22 protein-coding genes are annotated in these 21748 nt (G+C 63.0%); 12 read left to right on the top strand and 10 right to left on the bottom strand.

The features are described 5' to 3' along the window. Positions 1 to 3: 3 nt before the first annotated feature. The gene (locus tag ACFXS9_RS39300; RefSeq protein ID WP_392698696.1) at positions 4 to 399 is read right to left on the bottom strand and encodes a RidA family protein; all 396 of its coding nucleotides are present in this window, start codon (positions 397 to 399) and stop codon (positions 4 to 6) included. 41 nt (positions 400 to 440) lie between these two features. Next, positions 441 to 1616, bottom strand: coding sequence for an acyl-CoA dehydrogenase family protein (locus tag ACFXS9_RS39295; protein ID WP_392698695.1), 1176 nt, complete (start codon positions 1614 to 1616; stop codon positions 441 to 443). 281 nt (positions 1617 to 1897) lie between these two features. On the opposite strand from ACFXS9_RS39295, the gene ACFXS9_RS39290 reads away from it, so the two are divergent. The 7 genes from ACFXS9_RS39290 (at position 1898) to ACFXS9_RS39260 (ending at position 9695) form a co-directional block, all read left to right on the top strand. Further along, positions 1898 to 4060, top strand: a complete 2163-nt coding sequence (locus ACFXS9_RS39290) for a thiamine pyrophosphate-dependent enzyme (RefSeq protein WP_392698693.1) — start codon at positions 1898 to 1900, stop codon at positions 4058 to 4060. Continuing rightward, positions 4057 to 5604: an indolepyruvate oxidoreductase subunit beta family protein gene (locus ACFXS9_RS39285; protein WP_392698692.1), complete on the top strand. Its 1548-nt coding sequence runs from the start codon at positions 4057 to 4059 to the stop codon at positions 5602 to 5604. The genes ACFXS9_RS39290 and ACFXS9_RS39285 overlap by 4 nt, the downstream gene beginning before the upstream one ends. A gap of 2 nt (positions 5605 to 5606) precedes the next feature. Beyond that, positions 5607 to 6569: a PDR/VanB family oxidoreductase gene (locus ACFXS9_RS39280; RefSeq protein ID WP_392698690.1), complete on the top strand. Its 963-nt coding sequence runs from the start codon at positions 5607 to 5609 to the stop codon at positions 6567 to 6569. An 11-nt stretch (positions 6570 to 6580) separates the two neighbouring features. Beyond that, positions 6581 to 7894: an aromatic ring-hydroxylating dioxygenase subunit alpha gene (locus tag ACFXS9_RS39275; protein ID WP_392698688.1), complete on the top strand. Its 1314-nt coding sequence runs from the start codon at positions 6581 to 6583 to the stop codon at positions 7892 to 7894. Between the two features lies 1 nt (position 7895). Then, positions 7896 to 8408 carry an aromatic-ring-hydroxylating dioxygenase subunit beta gene (locus ACFXS9_RS39270; RefSeq protein WP_392698686.1) on the top strand — a complete coding sequence of 171 codons (513 nt, stop codon included), beginning with the start codon at positions 7896 to 7898 and terminating at the stop codon, positions 8406 to 8408. Positions 8409 to 8536: 128 nt separating this feature from the next. Then, on the top strand, positions 8537 to 9148 hold the full coding sequence (locus ACFXS9_RS39265; RefSeq protein WP_392700251.1) for an SDR family NAD(P)-dependent oxidoreductase: 612 nt from the start codon (positions 8537 to 8539) through the stop codon (positions 9146 to 9148). 19 nt (positions 9149 to 9167) lie between these two features. After that, positions 9168 to 9695, top strand: coding sequence for a MarR family winged helix-turn-helix transcriptional regulator (locus ACFXS9_RS39260; protein ID WP_392698684.1), 528 nt, complete (start codon positions 9168 to 9170; stop codon positions 9693 to 9695). Positions 9696 to 9769: 74 nt separating this feature from the next. Here ACFXS9_RS39260 and ACFXS9_RS39255 read toward each other — a convergent pair whose 3' ends face one another. From ACFXS9_RS39255 to ACFXS9_RS39225, 7 genes are read right to left on the bottom strand one after another with little or no spacing between them, the layout of a single operon-like run. After that, positions 9770 to 11188, bottom strand: coding sequence for an aldehyde dehydrogenase family protein (locus tag ACFXS9_RS39255; RefSeq protein WP_392698683.1), 1419 nt, complete (start codon positions 11186 to 11188; stop codon positions 9770 to 9772). Between the two features lie 43 nt (positions 11189 to 11231). Continuing rightward, positions 11232 to 11993: an SDR family NAD(P)-dependent oxidoreductase gene (locus ACFXS9_RS39250; protein WP_392698681.1), complete on the bottom strand. Its 762-nt coding sequence runs from the start codon at positions 11991 to 11993 to the stop codon at positions 11232 to 11234. Positions 11994 to 12009: 16 nt separating this feature from the next. Beyond that, positions 12010 to 12981: a Bug family tripartite tricarboxylate transporter substrate binding protein gene (locus ACFXS9_RS39245; RefSeq protein ID WP_392698679.1), complete on the bottom strand. Its 972-nt coding sequence runs from the start codon at positions 12979 to 12981 to the stop codon at positions 12010 to 12012. A 43-nt stretch (positions 12982 to 13024) separates the two neighbouring features. Further along, positions 13025 to 14119 (bottom strand): alpha/beta fold hydrolase, encoded by a 1095-nt coding sequence (locus ACFXS9_RS39240; protein ID WP_392698677.1) that lies wholly within the window; start codon positions 14117 to 14119, stop codon positions 13025 to 13027. A gap of 56 nt (positions 14120 to 14175) precedes the next feature. Then, positions 14176 to 15147: a DUF6282 family protein gene (locus ACFXS9_RS39235; protein ID WP_392698676.1), complete on the bottom strand. Its 972-nt coding sequence runs from the start codon at positions 15145 to 15147 to the stop codon at positions 14176 to 14178. A 28-nt stretch (positions 15148 to 15175) separates the two neighbouring features. Beyond that, complete coding sequence (locus tag ACFXS9_RS39230; RefSeq protein ID WP_392698674.1) at positions 15176 to 16108, bottom strand: hypothetical protein; 933 nt, start codon at positions 16106 to 16108, stop codon at positions 15176 to 15178. Continuing rightward, entirely contained in the window at positions 16092 to 16910 is an 819-nt protein-coding gene (locus tag ACFXS9_RS39225; RefSeq protein ID WP_392698672.1) for an HpcH/HpaI aldolase/citrate lyase family protein, read from the bottom strand. Before ACFXS9_RS39225 ends, ACFXS9_RS39230 begins: the two co-directional genes overlap by 17 nt. Before the next feature lie 59 nt (positions 16911 to 16969). On the opposite strand from ACFXS9_RS39225, the gene ACFXS9_RS39220 reads away from it, so the two are divergent. From ACFXS9_RS39220 to ACFXS9_RS39200, 5 genes are all read left to right on the top strand, one after another. Further along, complete coding sequence (locus ACFXS9_RS39220) at positions 16970 to 17824, top strand: DNA-binding transcriptional regulator (RefSeq protein WP_392698671.1); 855 nt, start codon at positions 16970 to 16972, stop codon at positions 17822 to 17824. A gap of 209 nt (positions 17825 to 18033) precedes the next feature. After that, the gene (locus ACFXS9_RS39215) at positions 18034 to 18309 is read left to right on the top strand and encodes a winged helix-turn-helix transcriptional regulator (protein ID WP_392698669.1); all 276 of its coding nucleotides are present in this window, start codon (positions 18034 to 18036) and stop codon (positions 18307 to 18309) included. 202 nt (positions 18310 to 18511) lie between these two features. Beyond that, positions 18512 to 18733: a hypothetical protein gene (locus ACFXS9_RS39210; RefSeq protein WP_392698667.1), complete on the top strand. Its 222-nt coding sequence runs from the start codon at positions 18512 to 18514 to the stop codon at positions 18731 to 18733. 304 nt (positions 18734 to 19037) lie between these two features. Beyond that, positions 19038 to 20060, top strand: a complete 1023-nt coding sequence (locus tag ACFXS9_RS39205; protein WP_392700249.1) for a YeiH family protein — start codon at positions 19038 to 19040, stop codon at positions 20058 to 20060. A 208-nt stretch (positions 20061 to 20268) separates the two neighbouring features. Then, positions 20269 to 21069: a methyltransferase domain-containing protein gene (locus tag ACFXS9_RS39200; RefSeq protein WP_392698666.1), complete on the top strand. Its 801-nt coding sequence runs from the start codon at positions 20269 to 20271 to the stop codon at positions 21067 to 21069. A gap of 19 nt (positions 21070 to 21088) precedes the next feature. On the opposite strand, the gene ACFXS9_RS39195 is transcribed toward ACFXS9_RS39200, so the two are convergent. Continuing rightward, positions 21089 to 21655: a hypothetical protein gene (locus ACFXS9_RS39195; protein ID WP_392698665.1), complete on the bottom strand. Its 567-nt coding sequence runs from the start codon at positions 21653 to 21655 to the stop codon at positions 21089 to 21091. Between the last annotated feature and the right edge of the window lie 93 nt (positions 21656 to 21748).

Genomic DNA, 21748 nt, shown 5'->3' with positions numbered 1-21748 from the left:
CATCTAGTCAGGTGTCATTGCAATCGCCTGGATTTCTACCTTGGCACGATCCTCGACCAGCCCAGATACCTGCAGCGCGGTCATGGCCGGAAAGTGCCGGCCCATGACGTCGCGATAGACGACGCCGATTTCCTTCAGCCGCGCCGAATATTCCTTGCGATCGAGCAGGAACCAGGTCATCGATACTACATGCCCGGGCACCGCGCCGCCGGCGCGCAAGATCGCGTCGACGTTCTTCAGGCTCTGGCCGATCTGATCCACCAGATCATCGGACTCGAACTTGCATTGCTCGTTCCAGCCGATCTGGCCGGCGACGAAGATCATCCTGCCACGCGCGGCGATGCCGTTCGCGTACCCCCTCGGCTTGGCCCAACCGGGTGGTTGCAAGACCTCGAACATTTCATACTCCCGTAGCAGGACGCGACTGGACGGCCGTTCGGCTAGACCGCCTTCAGGACATCACGTCCGATGATGAGTTTCTGGACTTCGGTCGCGCCTTCATAGATGCGCAACGCGCGTATCTCGCGATAGAGCTGCTCAACGACTTCGCCCGAGCGCACGCCGCGGCCGCCGAACATCTGTACGGCGCGGTCGATCACCGCTTGCGCGGTTTCGGTCGCGACCATTTTGGCCATTGCCGCTTCACGGGTCGTGGAAGCTTTCTGCACGTCGCGCCGCCATGCCGCGCGGTAGGTGAGAAGCGCGCTGGCATCGACGCCTGCGGCCATGTCGCCGAGGGCTGCCTGGGTCAATTGCTGGTCGCCCAGTACGCCACCGAACATCCTCCGTGACAGTGCGTGCGCCACTGCCTCGTCGAGCGCGCGGCGGGCAAAACCCAGCGCGGCGGCTGCAACCGATGCGCGGAAGATATCGAGGGTGCGCATCGCAATCTTGAAACCTTCGCCCGGCGAACCCAACAGCCGCGCCGCCGGGATCCGGCAGCCCTCAAAACGCAGCGTCGCCAGCGGATGCGGCGCCATCACATCGATACGGTCGGCAATCGAAAACCCGGGATCGTCCGGCAGCGCCACGAAGGCCGAAATGCCCCGCGCGCCCGGTGCCTCGCCGGTTCGCGCAAACAGCGTATAGACGTCGGCAATGCCGCCGTTGGAAATCCAGGTCTTCTCGCCATCGAGGATGTAGTGGTCGCCCTCGCGGCGGGCGCTGCAGCCCATGGCAGCGACGTCGGAACCGGCCTCCTTCTCCGACAAGGCAAAGGCGGCAATCCATTCGCCACGCCGCGCCTTCGGCAGCACCAGCGCGCGCAATTCGGGCGACCCGGCAATCGCCACCGCACCGGTTCCAAGCCCCTGCATCGCAAATGCGAAATCGGCGAGCCCGCTGTGCCAGGCAAGCGTTTCGCGGGCGAGACAGATCAGCCGCGAGTCGATCACCGCATCGGACCGATCGTCCGCGACCGATGCCTCCAGCAATCCGGCCGCGCCAAGCCGGCGCACCAGCGAACGGCAGGTTTCGTCGACGTCATGACCGTGCGTATCGCCAAGGTCGGCTGCAAATGCGTCGAGCGCGGCGGCGTATTCGCTGTGGCGGGAATCGAAGAACGGCCACGCGAGGTGTTCGCGCGACGGCCCGCGCAATGGCGAAACCGGAGTCATGTCAGTCTCCCGCAAAGGCCGGTTTTGCGCGCGTCCGCGAAGTGCAACGTGCGCCTCAATAATGTTTCATGGCTAAAATATCCTGTCAAGCGAACCGGCCGCCGATCGGAAGCCCGGCGCGTGTGCATGAAGCCTACGAAACAGGCTAGAAACTGCGCTCAAATGCGCGTGAAGCGTTTTGCGGCCTTAGGACTCGCGCGTCCGATTGACATCATTTTTGTTTGATGTCTAAAATTATATTCGGTCATCCGGAGTTCCGGGCGAGCCCTCAGGAGGCGAGCATGGCAGAACGCTCTTTCGCGCGCGAGGTGGAAGACCTGAAGCTCGGTGCCGGCCAGGAATTTCGCGGCGAAGGCATCCTCGCCATTACCAAGGCGTTGCTGGAATGCGGCGTCAGCTATGTCGCCGGTTACCAGGGCGCGCCGATCTCGCATCTGATGGACGTGCTGTCGGACGCACAGGACATTCTTTCCGACCTCGGTGTGCATTTCGAATCCAGCGCCAGCGAGGCCACCGCCGCGGCAACGCTGGCTGCCTCCGTGATGTATCCGGTGCGTGGCGCGGTCACCTTCAAGGCGCCGGTCGGCATCAACGTCGCGTCCGACGCGCTCGCCAACCTCTCCTCGGGCGGTGTGACCGGCGGCGCGCTGATCATCATCGGCGAGGATTACGGCGAAGGCTCATCCATCATGCAGGAGCGTTCGCATGCGTTTGCGATGAAGTCGCAGCTCTGGCTGGTCGATCCGCGGCCCAACGTGGCGTCGATCGTCAAGGCCGTGCACGATTCCTTCGATCTGTCCGAGGCGTCGAATACGCCTGTCATGCTAGAGGTGCGGATACGCGCCTGCCATGTGCATGGCCGCTTCGCTACCCACGACAATGTCCGCCCCACCTTTCCGCTGTCCCGCGCGCTGGATCAGCCGTCGCGCGACACCAACCGTATCGTGTTGCCGCCGGCCTCGTTCCTGCACGAGAAGCAGAAGGTCGAGCATCGCTGGCCCGCGGCGGTTGAATTCATCCACGCCCGCGGCATGAACGAGACCTTCGACGGCGACATCGACGATATCGGCATCATCATGCAGGGCGGCATGTACAACGGCGTCATCACCGCGCTGCGCGAGGCCGGGCTTGCCGACATCTGGGGCGAGACGCGCGTGCCGCTCTACGTGATGAACGTGACCTACCCGATCGTCGACCGCGAGGTGATTGACTTCTGCCGCGGCAAGAAAGCGGTGCTGATGGTCGAGGAAGGACAGCCCGAGTTCATCGAGCAGGCGCTGCACAAGATCCTGCGCAACGCCGACGTTCCAGCCAAGCTGCACGGCAAGGACCTGTTCCCGATGGCCGGCGAATATACATCACAAGTCATGGGCGAAGCGATCGGCGCTTTCATCCGCCGCTGGCGGCCGGATGCCTTGTCGGATGCCGCGCGCGCACCGAACATCGACCGCGCCGAAGTCGACGAGAAAATCCGCGTGCTCGCCGACGTGGTGCCGCCGCGCCCGCCCGGCTTCTGCACCGGCTGTCCGGAGCGGCCGATTTTTTCCGCAATGAAACTGGTTGAGAAGGAACTCGGACCGCATCACATCGCCGCCGATATCGGCTGTCACCTGTTCTCGATCCTGCCGCCCTTCAATATCGGCGCCACCACGATGGGGTACGGGCTAGGCCCGGCCTCGGCCTCCGCCTTCAATGTGCCTGCGGGCAAACGACCGATCTCGATGATGGGCGACGGCGGCTTCTGGCACAACGGGTTGACCAGCGGCGTCGGCAACGCCGTCTTCAACCAGCACGATGGCGTGATCGTCGTTGTCGACAATTACTATTCCGCCGCGACGGGCGGCCAGGACATCCCTTCCTCTCGCGCCGACAACCGTTCCCGTTCGACCAAACACCCGATCGTCGAGGCGGCGAAGGGCGTCGGCGCCAAATGGGTGCGCCAGATCGACCGCACCTACGATGTCACACGCATGCGCGACACGCTGCGCGAGGCGCTGACGACGGAGGAGAAGGGCCCAAAGATCATCGTCGCGTCGTCGGAGTGCATGCTGAACAAGCAGCGGCGCGTGAAACCGCTAATGGCCGCCGCCGCCAAGCGCGGCGAGCGCATCGTGCGCGAGCGCTTCGGCGTCGATGAGGATGTATGTTCCGGCGACCACGCGTGCATCCGCCTGTCCGGCTGCCCCTCGCTGTCGGTGAAGCCGACCACCGATCCCCTCAAGGACAATCCGGTCGCCGCCGTCGACAATAGTTGCGTCGGCTGCGGCCATTGCGGCGAGGTCGCGGACGCGGCTGTGTTGTGTCCCTCGTTCTATCGCGCCGACATCGTTTCCAATCCGACCTCGTTCGAAACGCAGCTCGACCGCCTCTGGCAACGAATGATCGGCGCTTTGCAGCGCTGGCGCGCCGGACGCCGCATCACGTTCGAGCAGGAGGCGGCATGAACGTCTCGGTCGCGCCCTCCTCCATCGCGCTTAGTCAGGCTCGCCCGATCACCGTCGCGGTGCTAGCGATGGGCGGCCAGGGCGGCGGCGTGCTGGTGGACTGGATCGTGGCACTGGCCGAGCGGCGCGGCTGGTTCGCGCAATCGACTTCGGTGCCCGGCGTCGCCCAGCGCACCGGCGCCACGATCTACTACATCGAGATGATCGCGCCCGACACGAGCAAGCCCGACCGCCACCCCGTGCTGTCGCTGATGCCCGCGCCGGGCAACGTCGACATCGTGATCGGCGCCGAACTGATGGAGGCCGGCCGCGCCATCCTGCGTGGGCTGGTCTCGCCTGATCGCACGCTGTTGATCGGCTCTTCGCATCGCTCATTAGCCGTGATCGAGAAGACCGCGCCCGGCGACGGCACCGCAGACGCGGCGCAGGTTTACGAGGCGGCGAATGTCGCCGCCAACCGCTTCATCGCCTTCGATATGGCTGAAATCGCCGACGCCACCGGCAGCGTGGTCTCCTCGGTGCTGTTCGGCGCGCTCGCGGGCTCCGGCGCTCTGCCCTTTGCCACCGAGGATTTTGAAGCCACGATCCGGGCCGCGGGGGTCGGTGTCGATGCCAGCCTGCGCGCCTTCACCGCCGGCCGTGAGCGGGCCGGCGCCATGGTCAAGCAGGACCCAAAGATCAAGCCTGCGGCGAAGCCGCCGCTAGCCAAGCGCTTTCCGCTTCTCGAACCAATCGGCCACGCCGGTTATGACGCGCTGGTCGTGCGGGCGCGGCGGACGATGCCCGAAGAACTACATGGGATCGTCGCCGCCGGCTTACAGCGCGTCGTCGATTTCCAGGACATCGCCTATGGCAGCGAGTATCTCGACCGGCTGGAAGCGATGCCGCGGGACGCGACAGGCCTGCTGCATGCCTTTGCCAAATATCTTGCGGTCGCGATGGCCTATGACGATGTAATTCGTGTGGCGGATCTCAAGACGCGCGCGGGACGCTTCGACCGAGTGCGCCGGGAGGTGCGGGCCGGTGATGACCAGGTTCTCGCGATCACCGAGTTCTTCCATCCGCGGATCGAGGAAATGGCAGGGCTCCTGCCGCCAATTCTCGGTGAAAAAGTCGAGCGTAGCCCGCGGCTGGCCCGGCTGATCGATCGTGGGCGCAAGCTCCGCACGACCGCGCCGTCGTCGTTCCTGCTGCTGTACTGCGTGGCCGGACTGCGGCGCTTGCGCCGGCGCACGCTGCGGCACGCGCGCGAGATGCGCCATCTCGAGGAGTGGGTGCAGCGCGTCCGGAAATTCGCCGGGACCGATCCGGCGCTCGCGACCGCCGTGTGCGAGGCTCGCCGTCTCGTCGGCGGCTATTCGGATACGCATTTGCGTGGCGAATCGAAGTTCGACAAGGTCATGCTTGCGTCCGAGCGCCTGGCGGGCCGGCCCGATGCCGCCGAATGGGTACAGCGGCTCGTAAAGGTGGCGCTGAAGGACGCCGATGGCGCCGCACTCGACGGCGCCTTGCGCACCGTCGAAACACTGTTCGAGGACGCCTGAGGATGGATCAATTCGAAGTCGTGGTGTCGAAGGCCGAGGCACTCACGTCGCGCATCCGCGAATTCGTGCTGACGCGCGTCAACGGTGCGCCGATGCCCGGCTGGTCCGCCGGCGCCCATATCGACATCCACCTGCCTGATGTCGGCCGTCGCTCCTATTCGCTGATCGAGACGGTCTCGCCGCGCGCGGCCGAACATCCGACCGCCTATCGCATCGCCGTGCTGCAGGAAAGCAAGAGCCACGGCGGCTCCAGCTTTATGCACGGCCTCAAGACCGGCGATCGCCTCACGATCTCGCCACCGGCGAACAATTTTCCGCTTCGAGCTGGCGTAGGTGAAGTCGCACTGGTCGCAGGCGGCATCGGCGTGACGCCGCTGCTCACAATGGCCTGTGAACTGAACGCCGTGAAGCGGCCGTTCTCGTTCCATTATGCCGGTCGCAGCCGCGGCGAACTCGCCTTTCTCGGCGACATCGAGCGGCTGGCTAGTGCCAGCGCGACCATCCACGCCGACGACGAAGCCGGTCGCTTCTTCGACCTTGAGGGCTTGATGAGCCGGCTCGCCCCCGATGTGCCGCTCTATCTCTGCGGACCGCTGCCGATGATCGAAGCAGCCATCGCGCTGGCGAAGCGGATGAACTGGCCGAAAGGGCGGCTGCATTTCGAAATCTTCACCGCGCCCGAAGAGAAGTCCGGGGACTCCGCTTTCGAGGTCGAACTCAAGAGCAGCGGGCGCGTCTATGAGATTCCCGCCGGCAAGACCATCCTCGACGTGCTGCTCGAGGCCGGCGAAGACCCAATGCATGACTGCAAGCGCGGCGATTGCGGCATCTGTCAGACAACGGTGATCGCGGGGATTCCCGATCATCGCGACTACATCTTGAGCGACAGCGAAAAGGCATCGAACAAGGTGATGCAGATCTGTATTTCCCGCGCGAAGACCAAGCGACTCGTGCTCGACCTGTGATGGAGAAACCCATGACCCGATATGCCGGCAATGTCGCGGCCATTCGCGATCTGGTCCGCGAACAGGAGGTTCACCGCGACGTCTATGTCAGCGAGGAAGTGTTCCAGCTCGAGATGGAGCATATGTTCCCAAATAGCTGGGTCTATGTCGGCCACGACAGCCAGGTCCCCAATCCCGGCGATTATTTTGGCACTACGATCGGCACGCAGCCGATCCTGCTGGTCCGCCACACTGACGGGACGGTAAAGGTGCTGCACAACCGCTGCCCGCATAAGGGCACGCGCATCACGTCCGAGACCTGCGGCAATGCCGGAAAGTTCTTCCGCTGCCCCTATCATGCCTGGAGTTTCAGGACCGACGGCTCGCTGCTCGCTATCCCACTGAAGAAGGGCTATGAGAATACCGGCTTCGAACAGAGCCATGCGGCGAGCGGCATGGCGCCAGTCCGCCATATCAGAAACTACCGCGGCTTCGTGTTCGCCAAGATCAATGACGGCGGCCTCGATTTCGAGGAGTTCTTCGGTGAAAGCCTGTCGAGCTTCGACAACATGATCGACCGTTCGCCGGTCGGCCAGCTCAAGGTCGCCGGCGGCGTGCTGCGCTACATGCACAATTGCAATTGGAAAATGCTGGTGGAAAACCAGACCGACACTTGCCATCCGATGGTCGCGCATGAGTCCTCCGCCGGGACGGTGGTCGAGGTCTGGAAGAAAGCGCCGCCCGGCACCAAGAAGCCGATGGCGGTCGAGATCATCGCTCCCTTCATGAGCCCCTACGAATTCTTCGAGAACATGGGCATCCGGATCTGGGATAACGGCCACGGCCACACCGGCGTGCACCACTCGATCCATTCCAACTATTCGGCGGTGCCAGGCTATTTCGACAAGATGAAAGCCGCCTATGGCGAAGAACGCGCCAAGGCGATCCTCGGCGAGAACCGGCACAACACGGTCTATTTCCCCAACATCATGATCAAGGGGCCGATCCAGTTATTGCGGCACTTCAAGCCGATCGCGGCCAACAAGACGCTGGTCGAATCCTGGACGTTCCAGCTCGTCGATACGCCCGACATGCTGCTCGAGCGCACGCTGATGTACAACCGGCTGATCAACGCGCCGACCTCGATCGTCGGCCATGATGATCTCGAAATGTATGAACGCGCGCAGGAGGGCCTGCACTCGAACGGCAATGAGTGGGTGAACCTCCAGCGCCTCTACAGCCCCGACGAAGCCGGGCAGATTAACGTCGCGGTCAACGGCACCAGCGAGTGGCCAATGCGCCACCAGTTCCGGGCCTGGACCAAGTTCATGACGATGGGGATGTAACATGAGCATGGTCGCTGAGGCTCAACTGAAAAATGCGGTGCCCACCGATCAGGAAATGATCGATTTCGTGGTTCGCGAGGCGCGGCTGATCGATCAGCAGCGTTTCGACGAATGGCTCGATCTCTACGCCGACGACGCTTTCTACTGGATGCCGCTGGAATGGAATCAAACCGATCCGCGGCTGACCTGTTCGCTGATGTATGAGGACAAGCTCTTGCTCTCGATCCGGGTCGAACGGCTCAAGGGCGCGCGGACATTCAGCCAGAAGCCGAAAAGCCGCTGCCATCACGTGCTGCAGACGCCGCAGGTGGATTCGCGCGATCCTGCCGCCAACAACTATGTCACCTGGACCCCGATGCATTACATCGAGACCCGCATGGACGAGCAGACGCTCTATGCGGCCTGGGCCACGCATCATCTCAGCGTCGAGAACGGCAGACTGAAGATCAAGCTCAAGCGTGTCGACCTGATCAATTGCGATGCTGCCTTCGGCAACATCCAGCTCTTCATGTGAGGGAGGATGAACGTGGTCCACCACACGGCGATCGTGAGCGGCGGTAATACCGGCATCGGCGCTGCGATCGCGCGCGGCCTGCTCGCCGAGGGCTATGACGTGATCTCGCTGTCGCGGCGCAAGCCGGACTGGAGCCATCAAAACTCTCCTCGCGCGAGGTCGACCTGCTCGATGCGACGGCAACGCGCCAGGCGGCGGCGGAAATCTCCGCGAGTTCTGCGATCACCCATGTCGTGCACAATGCCGGCGCTATTCGGCCTAAGCTTCTGGAAGAGGTGGACGACGAGGACGTCGGCGCCTTGGCGCAACTCCATTTCGGCGCCGGGATTGCGCTGGCGCAAGCAGCGTTACCCAACATGAAGCAAGCCCGCTTCGGCCGCATCGTGCTATTGTCCTCCCGCGCCGCGCTCGGCGCCGCCACACGCACGGTCTATTCGGCCACCAAGGCCGGCATCATCGGCATGGCACGAACCTGGGCACCTGAGCTCGCCCCGTTCGGGATCACCGTCAATGTCGTCGCGCCGGGCCCGATCGGCGACACCGAGATGTTCGAGAGCGTGATGTCGCCGGAATCCGAACGCGCCAAGAAGCTGGCACAGTCGATTCCGCTCGGCCGTCTCGGCAAGTCCACCGACGTCGCCCGCGCGGTCAGTTTCTTCAGTTCACCGGATGCCGACTTCATCACCGGCCAGACCCTTTATGTCTGCGGCGGAGCCAGCATCGGGTCGATTTCCATCTAGCTTGGGTGAGACGCCTGCCATGGATGCCACGGTCAAACGAAAGGCTCGATCCCCCAAGGGCGCGCGCGTGCCCTCGTCGCGGCCGATCGAGCCGGCGCATGAATCCGACGGTGCGCATCTCGAATTGCGCATCTGGCTGCGGCTGCTTTCCTGTGCCACCCGGATCGAGAAGGCGCTGAACGCACGGCTGCGCAAGGAGTTCAACACCACGCTGGCCCGCTTCGACCTTTTGGCGCAGCTCGCGCGCAAGCCGGCAGGCGCGACCATGTCCGAAGTTTCCGAGCTCTTGATGGTCTCGAACGGCGCCATTACCGCGCTCGTGCAGAAACTGGAAGCCGACGGCTTTATCCATCGAGAAGTCGATTCCGAAGACCGCCGCACTTTCCGCCTGCGCCTGTCACACGAAGGCGCAAAGGAATTCGGCCGGATGGCACGCCGGCACGAGGAATGGGTGATCGCCCTGATCGGCGAGTTGTCGCCGGTCGCGCAGTCGGACCTGCTGCAACATTTGACCCTGCTCAAGCGCCGCCTCGACAAGCACACCTGACGCGGATGTCGGGCGGCGATCCGCCAAGTGATATGACAATGTCCCTTGACCATTGTACGGCGCTCCCGCCGATCTCAGGAGCCCAGTATCGCCTTTACCTCGAGATATTCCTCAAATCCGAAGATTCCGAATTCGCGCCCATTGCCCGACTGCTTGTAGCCGCCAAACGGCAGGCTGCGGTCGAACGGAGCACCGTTGAGGTAGACGCGCCCTGCGCGGATGCGGTTGGCGACGGTGCGAGCGCGGTCCACGTCCCCGGACTGCACGAAGCCCGCCAAGCCGAACGGCGTGTCATTGGCGATTTCGATCGCCTCCTCCTCGCTGTCGTAACTCATGATCGACAGCACCGGGCCGAAGATCTCCTCACGTGCAATCTTCATCTGCGGCGTCACGTCGCCGAAGACGGTCGGACGAACATAGTATCCGCGGTTGATTTCGGCAGGCCGACCCGTTCCGCCCGCCACCAGCGTCGCCCCCTCATCAACGCCGGACTGAATAAGATCCTGAACTTTCTGAAACTGCGCCTGGCTCACCAGCGGCCCCATCGTGGATGCCGGATCGAGCGGGTCTCCCAGGCGAATGCCGTCGACCGCCTCGCGCGCCGCCTCGAAGGCCGCATCCCGCTGCGCGCGAGGAATCAGCATGCGCGTGGGAGATTGGCAGTTCTGGCCGGCGTTCGTGTAACAGGCGTGAACGCCCTGGATCACAGCCGCTTTCAGATCGGCATCGGCAAGGATGATGTTGGCGGACTTGCCGCCCAGCTCCTGCGCGACACGCTTGACCGTATCCGCCGCAAGCTTGGCCACTCTGACGCCGGCCGCCGTCGAACCGGTGAACGACACCATGTCGATTTCGGGATGGGCGGCGATCGCCTCGCCCACTGCGGGACCGTCGCCGTTGACGAGATTGAAGACGCCCGCCGGCACGCCAGCGGCGTCGACGATCTCGGCGAACAGCATCGCGCTGAGCGGCGCGATCTCGCTGGGTTTCAGGACGACCGTGCAGCCGGTTGCGAGCGCCGGCGCAACCTTGGAAGCAACCTGGTTCAGCGGCCAATTCCACGGTGTGATCAGTCCACAGACGCCGATCGGCTCGCGGCGGATGATCCCGTTCCCCATCCGCTCCTCGAACTTGTAGTTCGCAAGCACGCGCGCCGCTTCCTCGAAATGAAACAGCGCGACGGTTGCCTGACGCTCCGTCGCAAACGTGATCGGCGCGCCTATTTCGAGGGTCATCATCCGCGCCAGTTCCGGCAGGCGCGCTCTAAAGCCCTCGATGATCTTCTGAAGCCAGAACAGACGCTCTTCGACGCTGGTTTCGGAATAGGTGGCAAAAGCGCGGCGGGCTGCCTTGGCGGCCCGATCCACATCCGGAGGGGAGCCCAGGCTGATCCGCGCGAAGATCTCTTCGGTTGCAGGATTGACGATTCCAAGCGTTGACGATGCGGCCGGATCCACCCAGGCGCCGTCGATATAGAATTTCAGTTTTTCCATTGTTCTCTTTTCATGATGTCCGCACAGCAGCGGAATTGCTCCGTCAGAGGTGCCTGCCCTCATCCACCGGCACCACAATTCCCGTCGAACTGGTGAGGTTGGCGATGCAGGCAACTACCGCCCTTGCGACATCGTCAGGCGTGGTGAGGTGAGCCAACGGCAGTTTCTCGGCGGTCTTCTGCAACTGTTCACGGGTCCGGCCGGCGACAAAATCCGTGTCCACGCCGGCGGGCGAGACGGAGAAGACGCGGATCCGCGGCGCAAGCACTTTCGCGAGCGCGATCGTCAGCGCGTCGACACCCGCCTTTGCAGCCAGATAGGCCAGGCTGCTGCCCAGACCCGTGCGAGCAGCGATGGACGAGATGTTCACGATCGCCGACCCGCTGCCGCGCTCTAGCAAGGGACGGAAGGCGCAGATCATGGCGAATGGCCCGCGCAGATTGATCGTAACGGTCCGGTCGAAGATATCGTTCGTCAACGCTTCCAGATCAGCGGCGGGCACGGGCGTCGTGGCGCCTCCACAATTGATCAGCGCATCGAGCCGCCCGTACTGCTTGTCCACGGCCGCCGTGGCCTCTGAGATGGAAGTCGGATCGTCGATCGCGATCCGCATGGCGACGTGCCGGCTGCCTTGCAGCCCATCGATCACCTCTTCGGCCAGTGAACGGCGGCTGTTGTAGCCGACCACGACAATAGAACCCATGGCGGCGAGGCGCGCCGCCGTCGCCTTGCCGATGCCGCTGTTACCGCCTGTGACGAGGACAACCTTCGGGATCGACAGCGCAGGAATTTCAATAGCAGTCATCTATGGCGATCTCGCTCTACTGCATCGCGATCTTTGCAGCCTCGATCACCGGCCGCCATTTGTCGCGTTCGCCATCGATAAACGCCTTGAGATCTTGCGGCGCGCCTCCAACGCCTTGCAGCGAATTTTGTTCGAGGATGGTCTTGCCCTTCTCGCTCTTCAGAAAGGCATTCACCGCCTTATTGACCTTCATCACGATCTCAGGCGGTGTACCGGTTGGAGCCACGATCGCGTACCATGCGGTCGCCTCAAATCCCTTGAATCCCGCTTCCTGCACCGTCGGTACATCGGGCAGTTGCGCGACGCGCTGGCTCGTCGTCACTGCAAGCGCGCGGATCTTGCGGTCGGCTAGCAGCGGCAGATAGGTCGGCATGAAATCCATGGCGACATTGACTTGCCCGCCCAGCAGGTCCGTGATCAGCGGCGCTGACCCGCGATAGGGTACATGTGTCATCTCGACGCCGGCAAACTGCTGGATCAACGCCGAGGTAATGTGTCCGAGCGTGCCGTTACCGGGATGGCCGACATTGACCTTGCCCGGGTTCTGTTTGGCATAGGCGATCAGGTCGGGAAGCGTCTTCGCTGGAAAGTCTGACGTCGCCGTGATGATCATTGGAGACTTGGCGACGAGCACAACCGGCGTGAAATCTCGCTCGGAGTCGTAAGCCAGGCCCTTGTACATGAACTTGTTGAGTGCGATCGGCGCTGGCGTCCCGAACAACCAGGTATGGCCATCTGCAGCCGCTTTGGCGACAGCCGCCCCACCGAGATTGCCGCCCGCCCCTGCGCGGTTTTCGACGATGAACTGCTTGCCGAAGTCTTCGCTCAGCGCATGGGCAACGGCGCGCGCCAACGTGTCAACGGCGGCGCCAGCCGGGAACGGTACGATCATGGTGACCGGCCGGCTCGGCCACTCCTGCGCGGCAGCGGGCTGACATGGCGCAATGGCAAGTGCAAGGCCTATGAGGCCGAATGAGAGCAGACGCATGTTTCCTCCCGAGCTGTGCGCAGGTCCTGCGTGGGCACCCCGCTTATTCTTCGGCAAACTTGTCCAGGCCCTTGCGGCCCAGCCATTTGGACAGTTCGTCCGCAACGGCTTCATTGTTGAGATCGGCAAAGGCGATGTGCGTGTTGCCGCGCAGACCCGCATCGGGAAGCAGCAGAACTTCGCAATCTCCGCCGTGACGATTGACGGTATCGCAGAAGATCCGCGCCACCTTGACCGAGGCGGCCCAGATCAGACGCGTCTCGGTGTAGTCGCCGAATACCATCTGGATCGGAAACTTGGTCAGCTTCTTGAACTCGACGAGCGGCACGGAATTGGGACCGTACGGCGCATCCGGCTTGGGCTCGGGCCCCTCGCCCACCGGGAAGACGAAGCCGGGCGTTTCGTAGGCGACGATGCCCTTCATGTTGTCGCTCTTTGCCTTGAGCGCCGACAACAGCGCGCGCCAGCCGCCCGCGGAATTGGTGACGGCAATCACGGGACCGATCTTGTCGATCGCCTGGCCGCCGGCCTCCGCCTGCAACAGTGCATTCTCGAGCGTATCGAACTCGTCGTAACGGGCACGCGTTGCCTGATTCCAGGCTTCCTTGTCGGCCGTCGGAAACTGCAGGCCCGGATGCCAATTGAGATAGGTCAGGCCGAAACGCCAGGCGGCAAAGTTGCGCTGATCGAAATAATCCGGCGTGTAGGTGATCGGCTCGCAACTCCAGTTCGCGCGGCCGACGCGCGGGCCGTCCCAGAGGTAAACAGGATAGCCCTTGCGCAGGAAGATACTCTTGTAGCCTTCGCCGCCGTCCCAGCGGTTCTCCCACACCTTGGTGCTGGAGCTGTGCCACATGATCAGGCCGACGCTGCGCCTTTTCGCGGGGATGAAGTATTCGACGTAACCATGGTCGCAGGAGAGCGTCTGGCCGGGATCGCCCGGCTTGGCAACGACCTTGCCGCCCACTTCATACGCGCCCGTCGATTCCAGGATGATCGGCGGCTTCGACGGCTGGCGCTGCTCTTCCGCGACTGCGGTATGGCTTGCCCCCATGAACAGCAATGCCGCCACCAACGGCATGGCTCGCGCCACGATGCGGTCTGTCAGCGCGTCATCATCGCGATCTACCCGTTCCATGCTGACTTCCTCCCCCTTAGCGCACGCCGCTCTTCGCGGTCTTTGCGCTTGTCCCGCTAAGCGGCGTCTTGCGCGGTCGACTGCATCACCGGAAGGTTCAGAAACCGTGCCGCGTTGTCGCTGATGAGTTTTCTAATCGCAGGCCGCGGCATCTGCAGGTCGAGCAGGATCTGGGTGATGCTGCGGAAGCCGTCGACCGGACGCTGCGACCCCTGCAGTCCGAGATCGGACGACAGAATCGTGTTGTCGACGCCAGCCACTTCGATCAGGTGCGCGAGATCGTCCGCGCTGTACTTTAAGGATTTGCCTTCGATGAACATGCAGATCGAATGCTCCATCTTGACACCGCGCGCGACGAGCTGGCGGATATCGGTGTCATTGCAGCCGACGATGTAGGTCGGATGGTTGACCATCATCTTCTTGACGCCGCGTCGCGCCGCCTCATCGAACAGGATGTGCAATTCGCTGGCTGGCAGGTGGCCGCCGGCCAGGATGATGTCCGCCTCGGCGATGAGATCGATGACCTTTTTGGTGTCGTCCGTGAGCTTGCCATTGGCGTCGAGCGCGGAAAGCGGGATCGGTTCGAGCATTTTTTGCGAGGTCTTCGGAAACGTCGAGTTTCCAGCCGCCATCGCCTTGATGTGGTTCGCGGCCGAGAGCGTCGGCATCCAGACGATCTTGCCGCCGAGCTTGATCGTATGGTCGACCGCATGCGGGTTGATACCGCCTGAGGCATTGTTCAGCACGATGCCGGAGAACAGCCTCACATTGGTTTCGGGAAACAGCTTCTCCAGCAGGATCGCATGCGCCATGCCGGCATAGAAGTGATCCTTGTAGAGCACGGCACGGAACTTCGCTTCCGCCGCATCGAGCAGCTCCTCGTGATGATCGAGGATGCGCGGCATGGCCGCCGGGCCGCTATGGCAGTGCAGATCGATCGCGCCGACCAGAAGTTCGGCGACTTCCGCCGCCCGCGACAGCGGCGGCAGCGGCACGGTGTGCGGGTAGGACACTTGCTTGTCGGCCATGGTCAGGGCCCTTTCAGATAGAGATGTGTCAGGCCGCGGATTGTCCGGCGACGGTTTGCGCGGGCATCGGATAATCGTCCTCGTTCAACACCCAGCCCGGCTTGGTCGAGAAATCCAGGCGCGGCGGGCAGAAGATGTCGACGAGAACGTTGAGCTTGGGATCGACGGCTTGCGATGTGTGAATGGCCGGCGGTGGAATCACGGCAATGGAAGGCGATCCGCAGCGTTCATGATCGTCGTCGCGCCACTGGGCCATATCGGTCGTCCACGGCCAGCGCAGGTGATGAACAAAGGTGCCGGCCAGCGCCAGCGAGCATTGCTCGAAATCGTCATGGTGATGCGGCGACATCTTGCTCGGATCGCGCGGGCCGTTTCGCGGCTCGAGGAAATTCACCATGAAGGTCGAGCAGCGGAAGATGCGCCCGAACCGGCCCGGCGTCGCCGTGACGTCGAGACTGTAGGTGCGGATCTTCGCGCCTGCGGTTGCCTCCGGCCAAGGCTCGAACGGCGGCAGATTGGGATGCGGCGTCGCGTAGGACGCGGCGTTCGAGCAGAGTTTTGCGAGGTCTTCCGATCGCGTCGTCACCATGCGTATCACCTTGGCGGCACCCAGCAGCGTGACGGAGCTTGCACCCGCCGGCACGAAACTGATGGAATGACCGTTGACGACCCTGAGCTCGTTGCCCCAGACGATCTCGGCGCCGGCGCCGGGATCCGGAAGCAGCACGACATATTCGTCGGGCTGGTTGGTCCGGCTCAGCACCGCCCCCGTGTCGGTCTCGCTATAGGCAATGATGAAGTTCTGGCCGCGAGCGTACCAGGTGCGCGCGCCGTTCTGATTTTCGGCCGGCGGCGTTTCGTAGAACTTCGCATACTCGGCGCCTGCAAAATGGGTAGCTGCCGACTTTGTGCCGACGGGCGTGGCTGCGAGCGCAGCGCGCGGATCAGTGCTGTGATACATGTGAGCCATCCGTAGTTCGAACGAGCGTTTTGAAATCGGTGAGCGTTTGCGCCGCGGCCCGGCGCATCAGCCCCTGATCCGACGAGATGATGAAGGCGCTGGCCCCGAGCTCGGCGAAATCCTTGGCTTCCGCGGACGTCGCGACCATCACGCAGACCGGTTTGGCAACTTTCTTCGCTGCTGCAATGATCCTGATCACCGCGTCCTTGACGGACGCGTCGGCCGACGATTTGGCGCCAAGGGCAACCGTGAGATCGCCGCGGCCGATGAAGAACCCGTGGATTCCGTCGACCGCGGCGATGGCGTCGATGTGATCCAGCGCTTCCGGGTCCTCGATCATCGCAATCGCGCAAACCGATTCATCCTGTTCATCGACGAGAGACCACATCGGCGTGCCGCCATAGGCACCGGCGCGGGACGAGCCGGAATAGCCGCGCCGTCCACTGCGATAGCGGGCGGCAGCCGCAATTGCGCGTGCCTTCTCGACTGTCGCGACATGCGGCACCAGCACACCGGCTGCGCCGCAATCCAGGCAGGACAGGATCTTGGCCGGATCATCCGACGACACCCGCACGATTCCGGCGAGGTTGCTGGCGCGCGCGGCCAGCAGCATGACATCGGTCATCGCGCGATCGATCGGCGCGTGCTCCTCGTCGATGACGACGAAATCGTAGCCGAGCGCGCCGAATATCTCGGTCGCATGCGTGGTCGGCGTCTTGATGAACGAGCCAACGACTACCTGCCGCGCTACGAGCCGGCGGCGGAATGACGAAAAATGCGGCCTGACGACGTCTCCGAACACGGTGCTCCTCCCCGGCCATCTGCACAGGCTGCCTTCAGAAGGCAGGCCCGGCGTGGCGCTTGGCGAAAACCATTGCAGGGACGACGCCGGTCGGCCATAGCTATTCCGCCGCGTTCCACCAGGTGGAATTCAGGATGCCGCTCAAATCCGATACCGTCGAAGCCGCCTCGCGCACGCTCCTGCTGCTGGAGGAGCTCAACCGCCACCGCGTCACCTCGATCGATCGCCTGCACAAGGCGACGGGGCTGCCGAAATCGACTGTGGTGCGGTTGATGAAGTCGCTATGCGCGCTGGGCTATGCCGCCAACGACCGGCGGCAGGGCGGCTACGCGGTCGCCTCGCGGGTCAAGTCGCTGAGCAACGGCTTTCACGGCGATCCGCTGGTGGTGGAGGCTGCGCGCCCATGGGCGCTCGCCTTCACGCGGCAATATCACTGGCCGATCGCCATCGCCGTCCTCGACCGGAGCTCAGTCGTGGTCCGCTTCAGCACCATTCCCGACAGCCCTGTTTCGCCCTTTCACGGTACGCTCAACATGCAACTCAGCCTGCTCGGGCGGGCGCTCGGGCGCGCCTACCTGGCGTTCTGTCCGGTCAGCGAGCGATCGATGCTGCTCGACATGCTGGCCCGGTCGCAGGAGGCCGAAGACAAGCTCGCCACCGAAAGAAAGCGGGCATTGGCTTTGCTGGCCACGATCCGCAAGCAGGGTTTTGCCGAACGCGACCCGATGGTCGAACCGCGCTCGTCGAACACGATCGCGCTCCCCGTCATCGTCAACCGCCGCGTGCTCGCCACCGTCGGCATGACCTATTTCACATCAGCGCTCGACCGCGCAGACGTCGTCGGGCGCTACGTGCCGCTGGTGAAAGCCCTGGCGGACAATATTGCCGCAAGTGTCTCGTCGTTGCAGGAGTAGAGGCAGATGAGCGCCGCGGAGCCGACCGCCAACACAAGGAAGCGCAGAGTGCTGCGGCGACCGCAATGATGCAGTGTACTCGCGATAGAGTAATGACATCCCGAACGCTTGACAGAGCGGACGCTACCTATTTAGTAGCGAGGATGCCTATGAGCCAAACACCAAAACCCGGGAGACCTGTCCGAGGCTCGCGGACAGGCGTCCCTGTCATGGCGCTCTTGGACCTGTTGGGGCGACGCTGGACAATGGGCATCTTGTGGGATCTCAGCAAAGGCGGACCTTGTACATTCCGGGAACTGCAAGAACGCTGCGAATCGATCTCGCCTACGGTTCTTAATTCGCGCCTAAAAGAACTGCGTGAAGCAGGCTTGGTCGAGCATTCGCACGAGGGTTATCGCGCTACACCGACCGGACATGAACTTTATGCCCTTCTTGTTCCTCTTGGTGTTTGGGCGAAGAAGTGGGCAGCGAAGTTACCGGCGTAAGTCATTGCTGGGATAGTGACTACGAAGAGATGTGGATTCGAGCAGTCTTGAGCTGCGCTGATATTCCGGTCGATAGAAGAAAACCCTAGCCCGGGGCCGCAGCGGAAAACGAGCTTCCACGCCGCTGCCACAAAAAGCATTCCCCTACCCTTGCTTCCGCGCAGCTATTGGCGACATTAGCCTTAGCGAAACGGAAGCTACCATGAGCCAGCCCGCATTTGATCCCTTTGGAGAGCCGGTCCCGGCGGTCGATCATTCGACTGCGCCGGTCGACGCGTCCAAATGGCTGAAGTCGGCCGGCATCGGCCTGTTCTGGGGGCTTGTCGGCGTCATCGTGCTGGCGCGCGCGGTTTATTTCGAACCGGGCGATCTCAGCTTCGAGCGCGCCGTCGCGTGGGCGCAGGGCTTGCTCGCCTCGCTTTAATATCTTGCCGGCATGTGCCGTACGGGTTGGGTTGCCCCGACGTCCCGATCCAATGAGTCGTTCGAACGCGACCGCGGCAGGATTACCTTGAACTGCGAGTTGATCTGATCGTCGTTGGTCGCCACCGGGACGACGGCCGCGCCGACGCCTGCAAATGCAGGTTGCAGGGATATAACTTCTCTGTATGGGCACAATCCGAAAATGTACTAGCGAGCCCGCGCGGTCCGGCGCATAAATTATTCTCCAAGGAGGATAAGTGCCGCCACCCCAAAGCAGTTCTGACGACGCAAAGCCACGACCCGGCATGCTCGGCCGCGGCATGGCCCTCATTCCAGGGGTCGCGCTCTGCGGCATCATCACCGCCGTTTCGCTGGGCGCGCAACGCCTCGAAGAGCACGTCTTCGTCCATCCTTACGTCGAGGCACTGGTCATCGCGATCCTGCTCGGAATGGCGATCTGCATCGTCTGGCAACCATCCCAACGCTGGCGTTCCGGCATAGCCTTTAGCGCCAAGCAACTGCTCGAGGTCGCCGTCATGCTGCTCGGCGCGTCCGTCAGCTTTGGCGCGATCGCAGCCTCCGGCTATCTCTTGATTAGCGCAATCGTCGCCACCGTCGCGGTGATGCTCGCGGTGAGCTTCGGCCTCAGCCGCATGCTCGGGCTTCCCACAAAAATGTCGATCCTGATCGCCTGCGGCAATTCGATCTGCGGCAACTCGGCAATCGCCGCGGTCGCGCCGGTGATCGGAGCCAATAGCGACGATGTCGCTTCGTCGATCTCATTCACCGCCATCCTCGGCGTGTTGATGGTGCTGGGCCTGCCGCTCCTGATTCCGTTGCTGGGCCTTTCAGCGACACAATACGGCATTCTGGCGGGCCTTACCGTCTATGCCGTTCCGCAGGTTTTGGCGGCGACCGTGCCCGCGGGCATCGTCAGCACGCAAATTGGCACGCTGGTCAAGCTTGTGCGCGTGCTGATGCTGGGGCCGATCGTGGTTACCCTCTCGCTGGTCGCGGCGCGCCGCCGCAAGCTCCACGCCGATCAAACGAAGGTCGCCGCCGTCAGCCCATTCAAGCTGGTGCCCTGGTTTATCATCGGCTTTCTGGTGCTCGCGGCCCTGCGCTCGCTCCAGCTCGTGCCGGATCTTGTGGTCGCACCGGTGACGAAGACGGCGGCTGTCCTGACCGTCCTCTCGATGGCTGCGCTTGGCCTTGGCGTAGACGTGCGCGTGCTCTCGACCGTGGGCGGAAGGGTCACCGCCGCCGTCACGCTGTCGCTGCTCCTCCTGCTGGGCATGAGTATCGGGCTCGTCCACCTATTCCCGTGACCATGTGGCGCGCAGCCCATCGAAGCCGGGGAGCGGAACCCTCCGGGGCTCGATCACACCATCGTGCTTGCCGATCCCTTCGACTTCCGCGAGGATGTCAAAGCTTGGTCGGCAAGCGAACCCGATACCGGCTTGTGAAAGACCTCCCGGATCAAGGCATCAGCTTCCCCGAGCGTTTCACCAGGTTGCTTTTGCGCGAGGTGGCACGATGACCTCACCTGTTTCGCAAACCTTGATCGACGCCGCGAGGGCCTACGAGGCACTGTTCGTTCCGGCACTCTTTCAGCAATGGGCGCCGATGGTGGCAGATGCCGCCAGGATTGAGAGCGGCGATCGCGTTCTGGACATTGCCTGCGGCACCGGAGTTCTGGCGCGCGAGGCGGCAAGGCGGACCGAAAACTCAGGTCGTGTCGCCGGACTAGATCCAAACGCAGGAATGCTGGCCGTGGCGCGAGGCCTCGCGCCCGGCATCGACTGGCGCGATGGAGCGGCCGAGGCGCTGCCGTTTCCGGACCGTTCGTTTGATGTCGTTGTGTGTCAATTTGGGCTGATGTTCTTTTCGGATCGCGACAAAGCGGTCCGGGAGATGCTGCGCGTGTTGGTGCCTGGCGGCAGGTGCGCGGTCGCAGTTTGGGATGTCATCGAGCACGCCTCCGCATTCGCTGCCCTCGTGGACCTGCTGGATCACGTCGCCGGAAAGCCCGCCGGTGACGCGCTTCGCGCACCGTTTGTGCTGGGTGACAGGCAGGAGCTCGCCGTGTTGTTCAAGGGCGCCGGAGCCGGCGTGGTAGATCTCACGACCTGTAGCGGCACAGCACGGTTCCCCAACATACGCGAATTCGTAGAGGCGGAACTAAGGGGGTGGCTGCCCGTCATGGGAGTTGTGCTGCCGGAGCCGCAGATCGATCGCATCCTGGCAGAGGCGGAAACAATCTTCGCTCGCTATCTCAGGGCCGATGGGCTTGCTTTCGGCATATCGGCGCATCTCGCGACCTGCAGACGACCTTAGGCGGCGGAGGATCGCGACTTCACTCATCCAATCTCTTGCTCACTTCAGGATCGAGCTTGCTCCGATCGACCGACTGATAGAACGTGATGGGTCTGCATTTTCCCTCGAAATCCGCGAGGACAATGGCCGTCCACGGGCTCGTGTTCTCGCCCGAACCGTTGCGGAGGTCCGGCATGACCTTGCGAGCAGCGATTACATACCACGCGCGACCGGCCGCTGCGGCCTTCGCCGCCGCCGCGAACTCATCCAATATTCCGCGCAGGTTTTTGCGCATTTCTTCTTCACTGTCCCCGCGCAGGTATTTTCGAGACGACTTTCCCGCCTCCCCGTACTCATGATGAATGTTCAACTGCAGTCGGGCATCATCCACTTCGATCTTGGTGACCCGTAGCACGGCTCCGCCTTCGCGAAGATAGTCTCGCACCCGAACGTCGCAGGCCAAAAATCTGTCCGTAGGTGGCTGAGCGACGCTAGCTGCAGGGGGGACCGTGGTCTTCTTTTTTCGAGGAGCAGCATCCGCAGGCATCGTTGCGATGGCGGCGCTGAGGAGCGCCGCGGCAAGCACGACCGGAAAAAAGGCATTCATGAGTATGCTGCCAAATGCTGAGCTTCTAAAACGCATTGGCTGCAGCGTTGGTTCCGGGGCTAGGGAACTTTTTCCTCAGTACAGCCTTGTTTA

Source organism: Bradyrhizobium sp. RDI18 (assembly GCF_043203335.1).
Classification (GTDB): Bacteria; Pseudomonadota; Alphaproteobacteria; order Rhizobiales; family Xanthobacteraceae; genus Bradyrhizobium; species Bradyrhizobium retamae.
This window is presented reverse-complemented; position numbering and strand designations above follow the sequence as displayed.

Excerpts from the sequence above, each read along its gene's own strand:
- ACFXS9_RS39300 (WP_392698696.1), bottom strand. The coding sequence starts at position 399 with ATGTTCGAGGTCTTGCAACCACCCGGTTGGGCCAAGCCGAGGGGGTAC.
- ACFXS9_RS39295 (WP_392698695.1), bottom strand. The coding sequence starts at position 1,616 with ATGACTCCGGTTTCGCCATTGCGCGGGCCGTCGCGCGAACACCTCGCG.
- ACFXS9_RS39290 (WP_392698693.1), top strand. The coding sequence starts at position 1,898 with ATGGCAGAACGCTCTTTCGCGCGCGAGGTGGAAGACCTGAAGCTCGGT.
- ACFXS9_RS39285 (WP_392698692.1), top strand. The coding sequence starts at position 4,057 with ATGAACGTCTCGGTCGCGCCCTCCTCCATCGCGCTTAGTCAGGCTCGC.
- ACFXS9_RS39280 (WP_392698690.1), top strand. The coding sequence starts at position 5,607 with ATGGATCAATTCGAAGTCGTGGTGTCGAAGGCCGAGGCACTCACGTCG.
- ACFXS9_RS39275 (WP_392698688.1), top strand. The coding sequence starts at position 6,581 with ATGACCCGATATGCCGGCAATGTCGCGGCCATTCGCGATCTGGTCCGC.
- ACFXS9_RS39270 (WP_392698686.1), top strand. The coding sequence starts at position 7,896 with ATGAGCATGGTCGCTGAGGCTCAACTGAAAAATGCGGTGCCCACCGAT.
- ACFXS9_RS39260 (WP_392698684.1), top strand. The coding sequence starts at position 9,168 with ATGGATGCCACGGTCAAACGAAAGGCTCGATCCCCCAAGGGCGCGCGC.
- ACFXS9_RS39255 (WP_392698683.1), bottom strand. The coding sequence starts at position 11,188 with ATGGAAAAACTGAAATTCTATATCGACGGCGCCTGGGTGGATCCGGCC.
- ACFXS9_RS39250 (WP_392698681.1), bottom strand. The coding sequence starts at position 11,993 with ATGACTGCTATTGAAATTCCTGCGCTGTCGATCCCGAAGGTTGTCCTC.
- ACFXS9_RS39245 (WP_392698679.1), bottom strand. The coding sequence starts at position 12,981 with ATGCGTCTGCTCTCATTCGGCCTCATAGGCCTTGCACTTGCCATTGCG.
- ACFXS9_RS39240 (WP_392698677.1), bottom strand. The coding sequence starts at position 14,119 with ATGGAACGGGTAGATCGCGATGATGACGCGCTGACAGACCGCATCGTG.
- ACFXS9_RS39235 (WP_392698676.1), bottom strand. The coding sequence starts at position 15,147 with ATGGCCGACAAGCAAGTGTCCTACCCGCACACCGTGCCGCTGCCGCCG.
- ACFXS9_RS39230 (WP_392698674.1), bottom strand. The coding sequence starts at position 16,108 with ATGTATCACAGCACTGATCCGCGCGCTGCGCTCGCAGCCACGCCCGTC.
- ACFXS9_RS39215 (WP_392698669.1), top strand. The coding sequence starts at position 18,034 with ATGGCGCTCTTGGACCTGTTGGGGCGACGCTGGACAATGGGCATCTTG.
- ACFXS9_RS39210 (WP_392698667.1), top strand. The coding sequence starts at position 18,512 with ATGAGCCAGCCCGCATTTGATCCCTTTGGAGAGCCGGTCCCGGCGGTC.
- ACFXS9_RS39205 (WP_392700249.1), top strand. The coding sequence starts at position 19,038 with ATGCTCGGCCGCGGCATGGCCCTCATTCCAGGGGTCGCGCTCTGCGGC.
- ACFXS9_RS39200 (WP_392698666.1), top strand. The coding sequence starts at position 20,269 with ATGACCTCACCTGTTTCGCAAACCTTGATCGACGCCGCGAGGGCCTAC.
- ACFXS9_RS39195 (WP_392698665.1), bottom strand. The coding sequence starts at position 21,655 with ATGAATGCCTTTTTTCCGGTCGTGCTTGCCGCGGCGCTCCTCAGCGCC.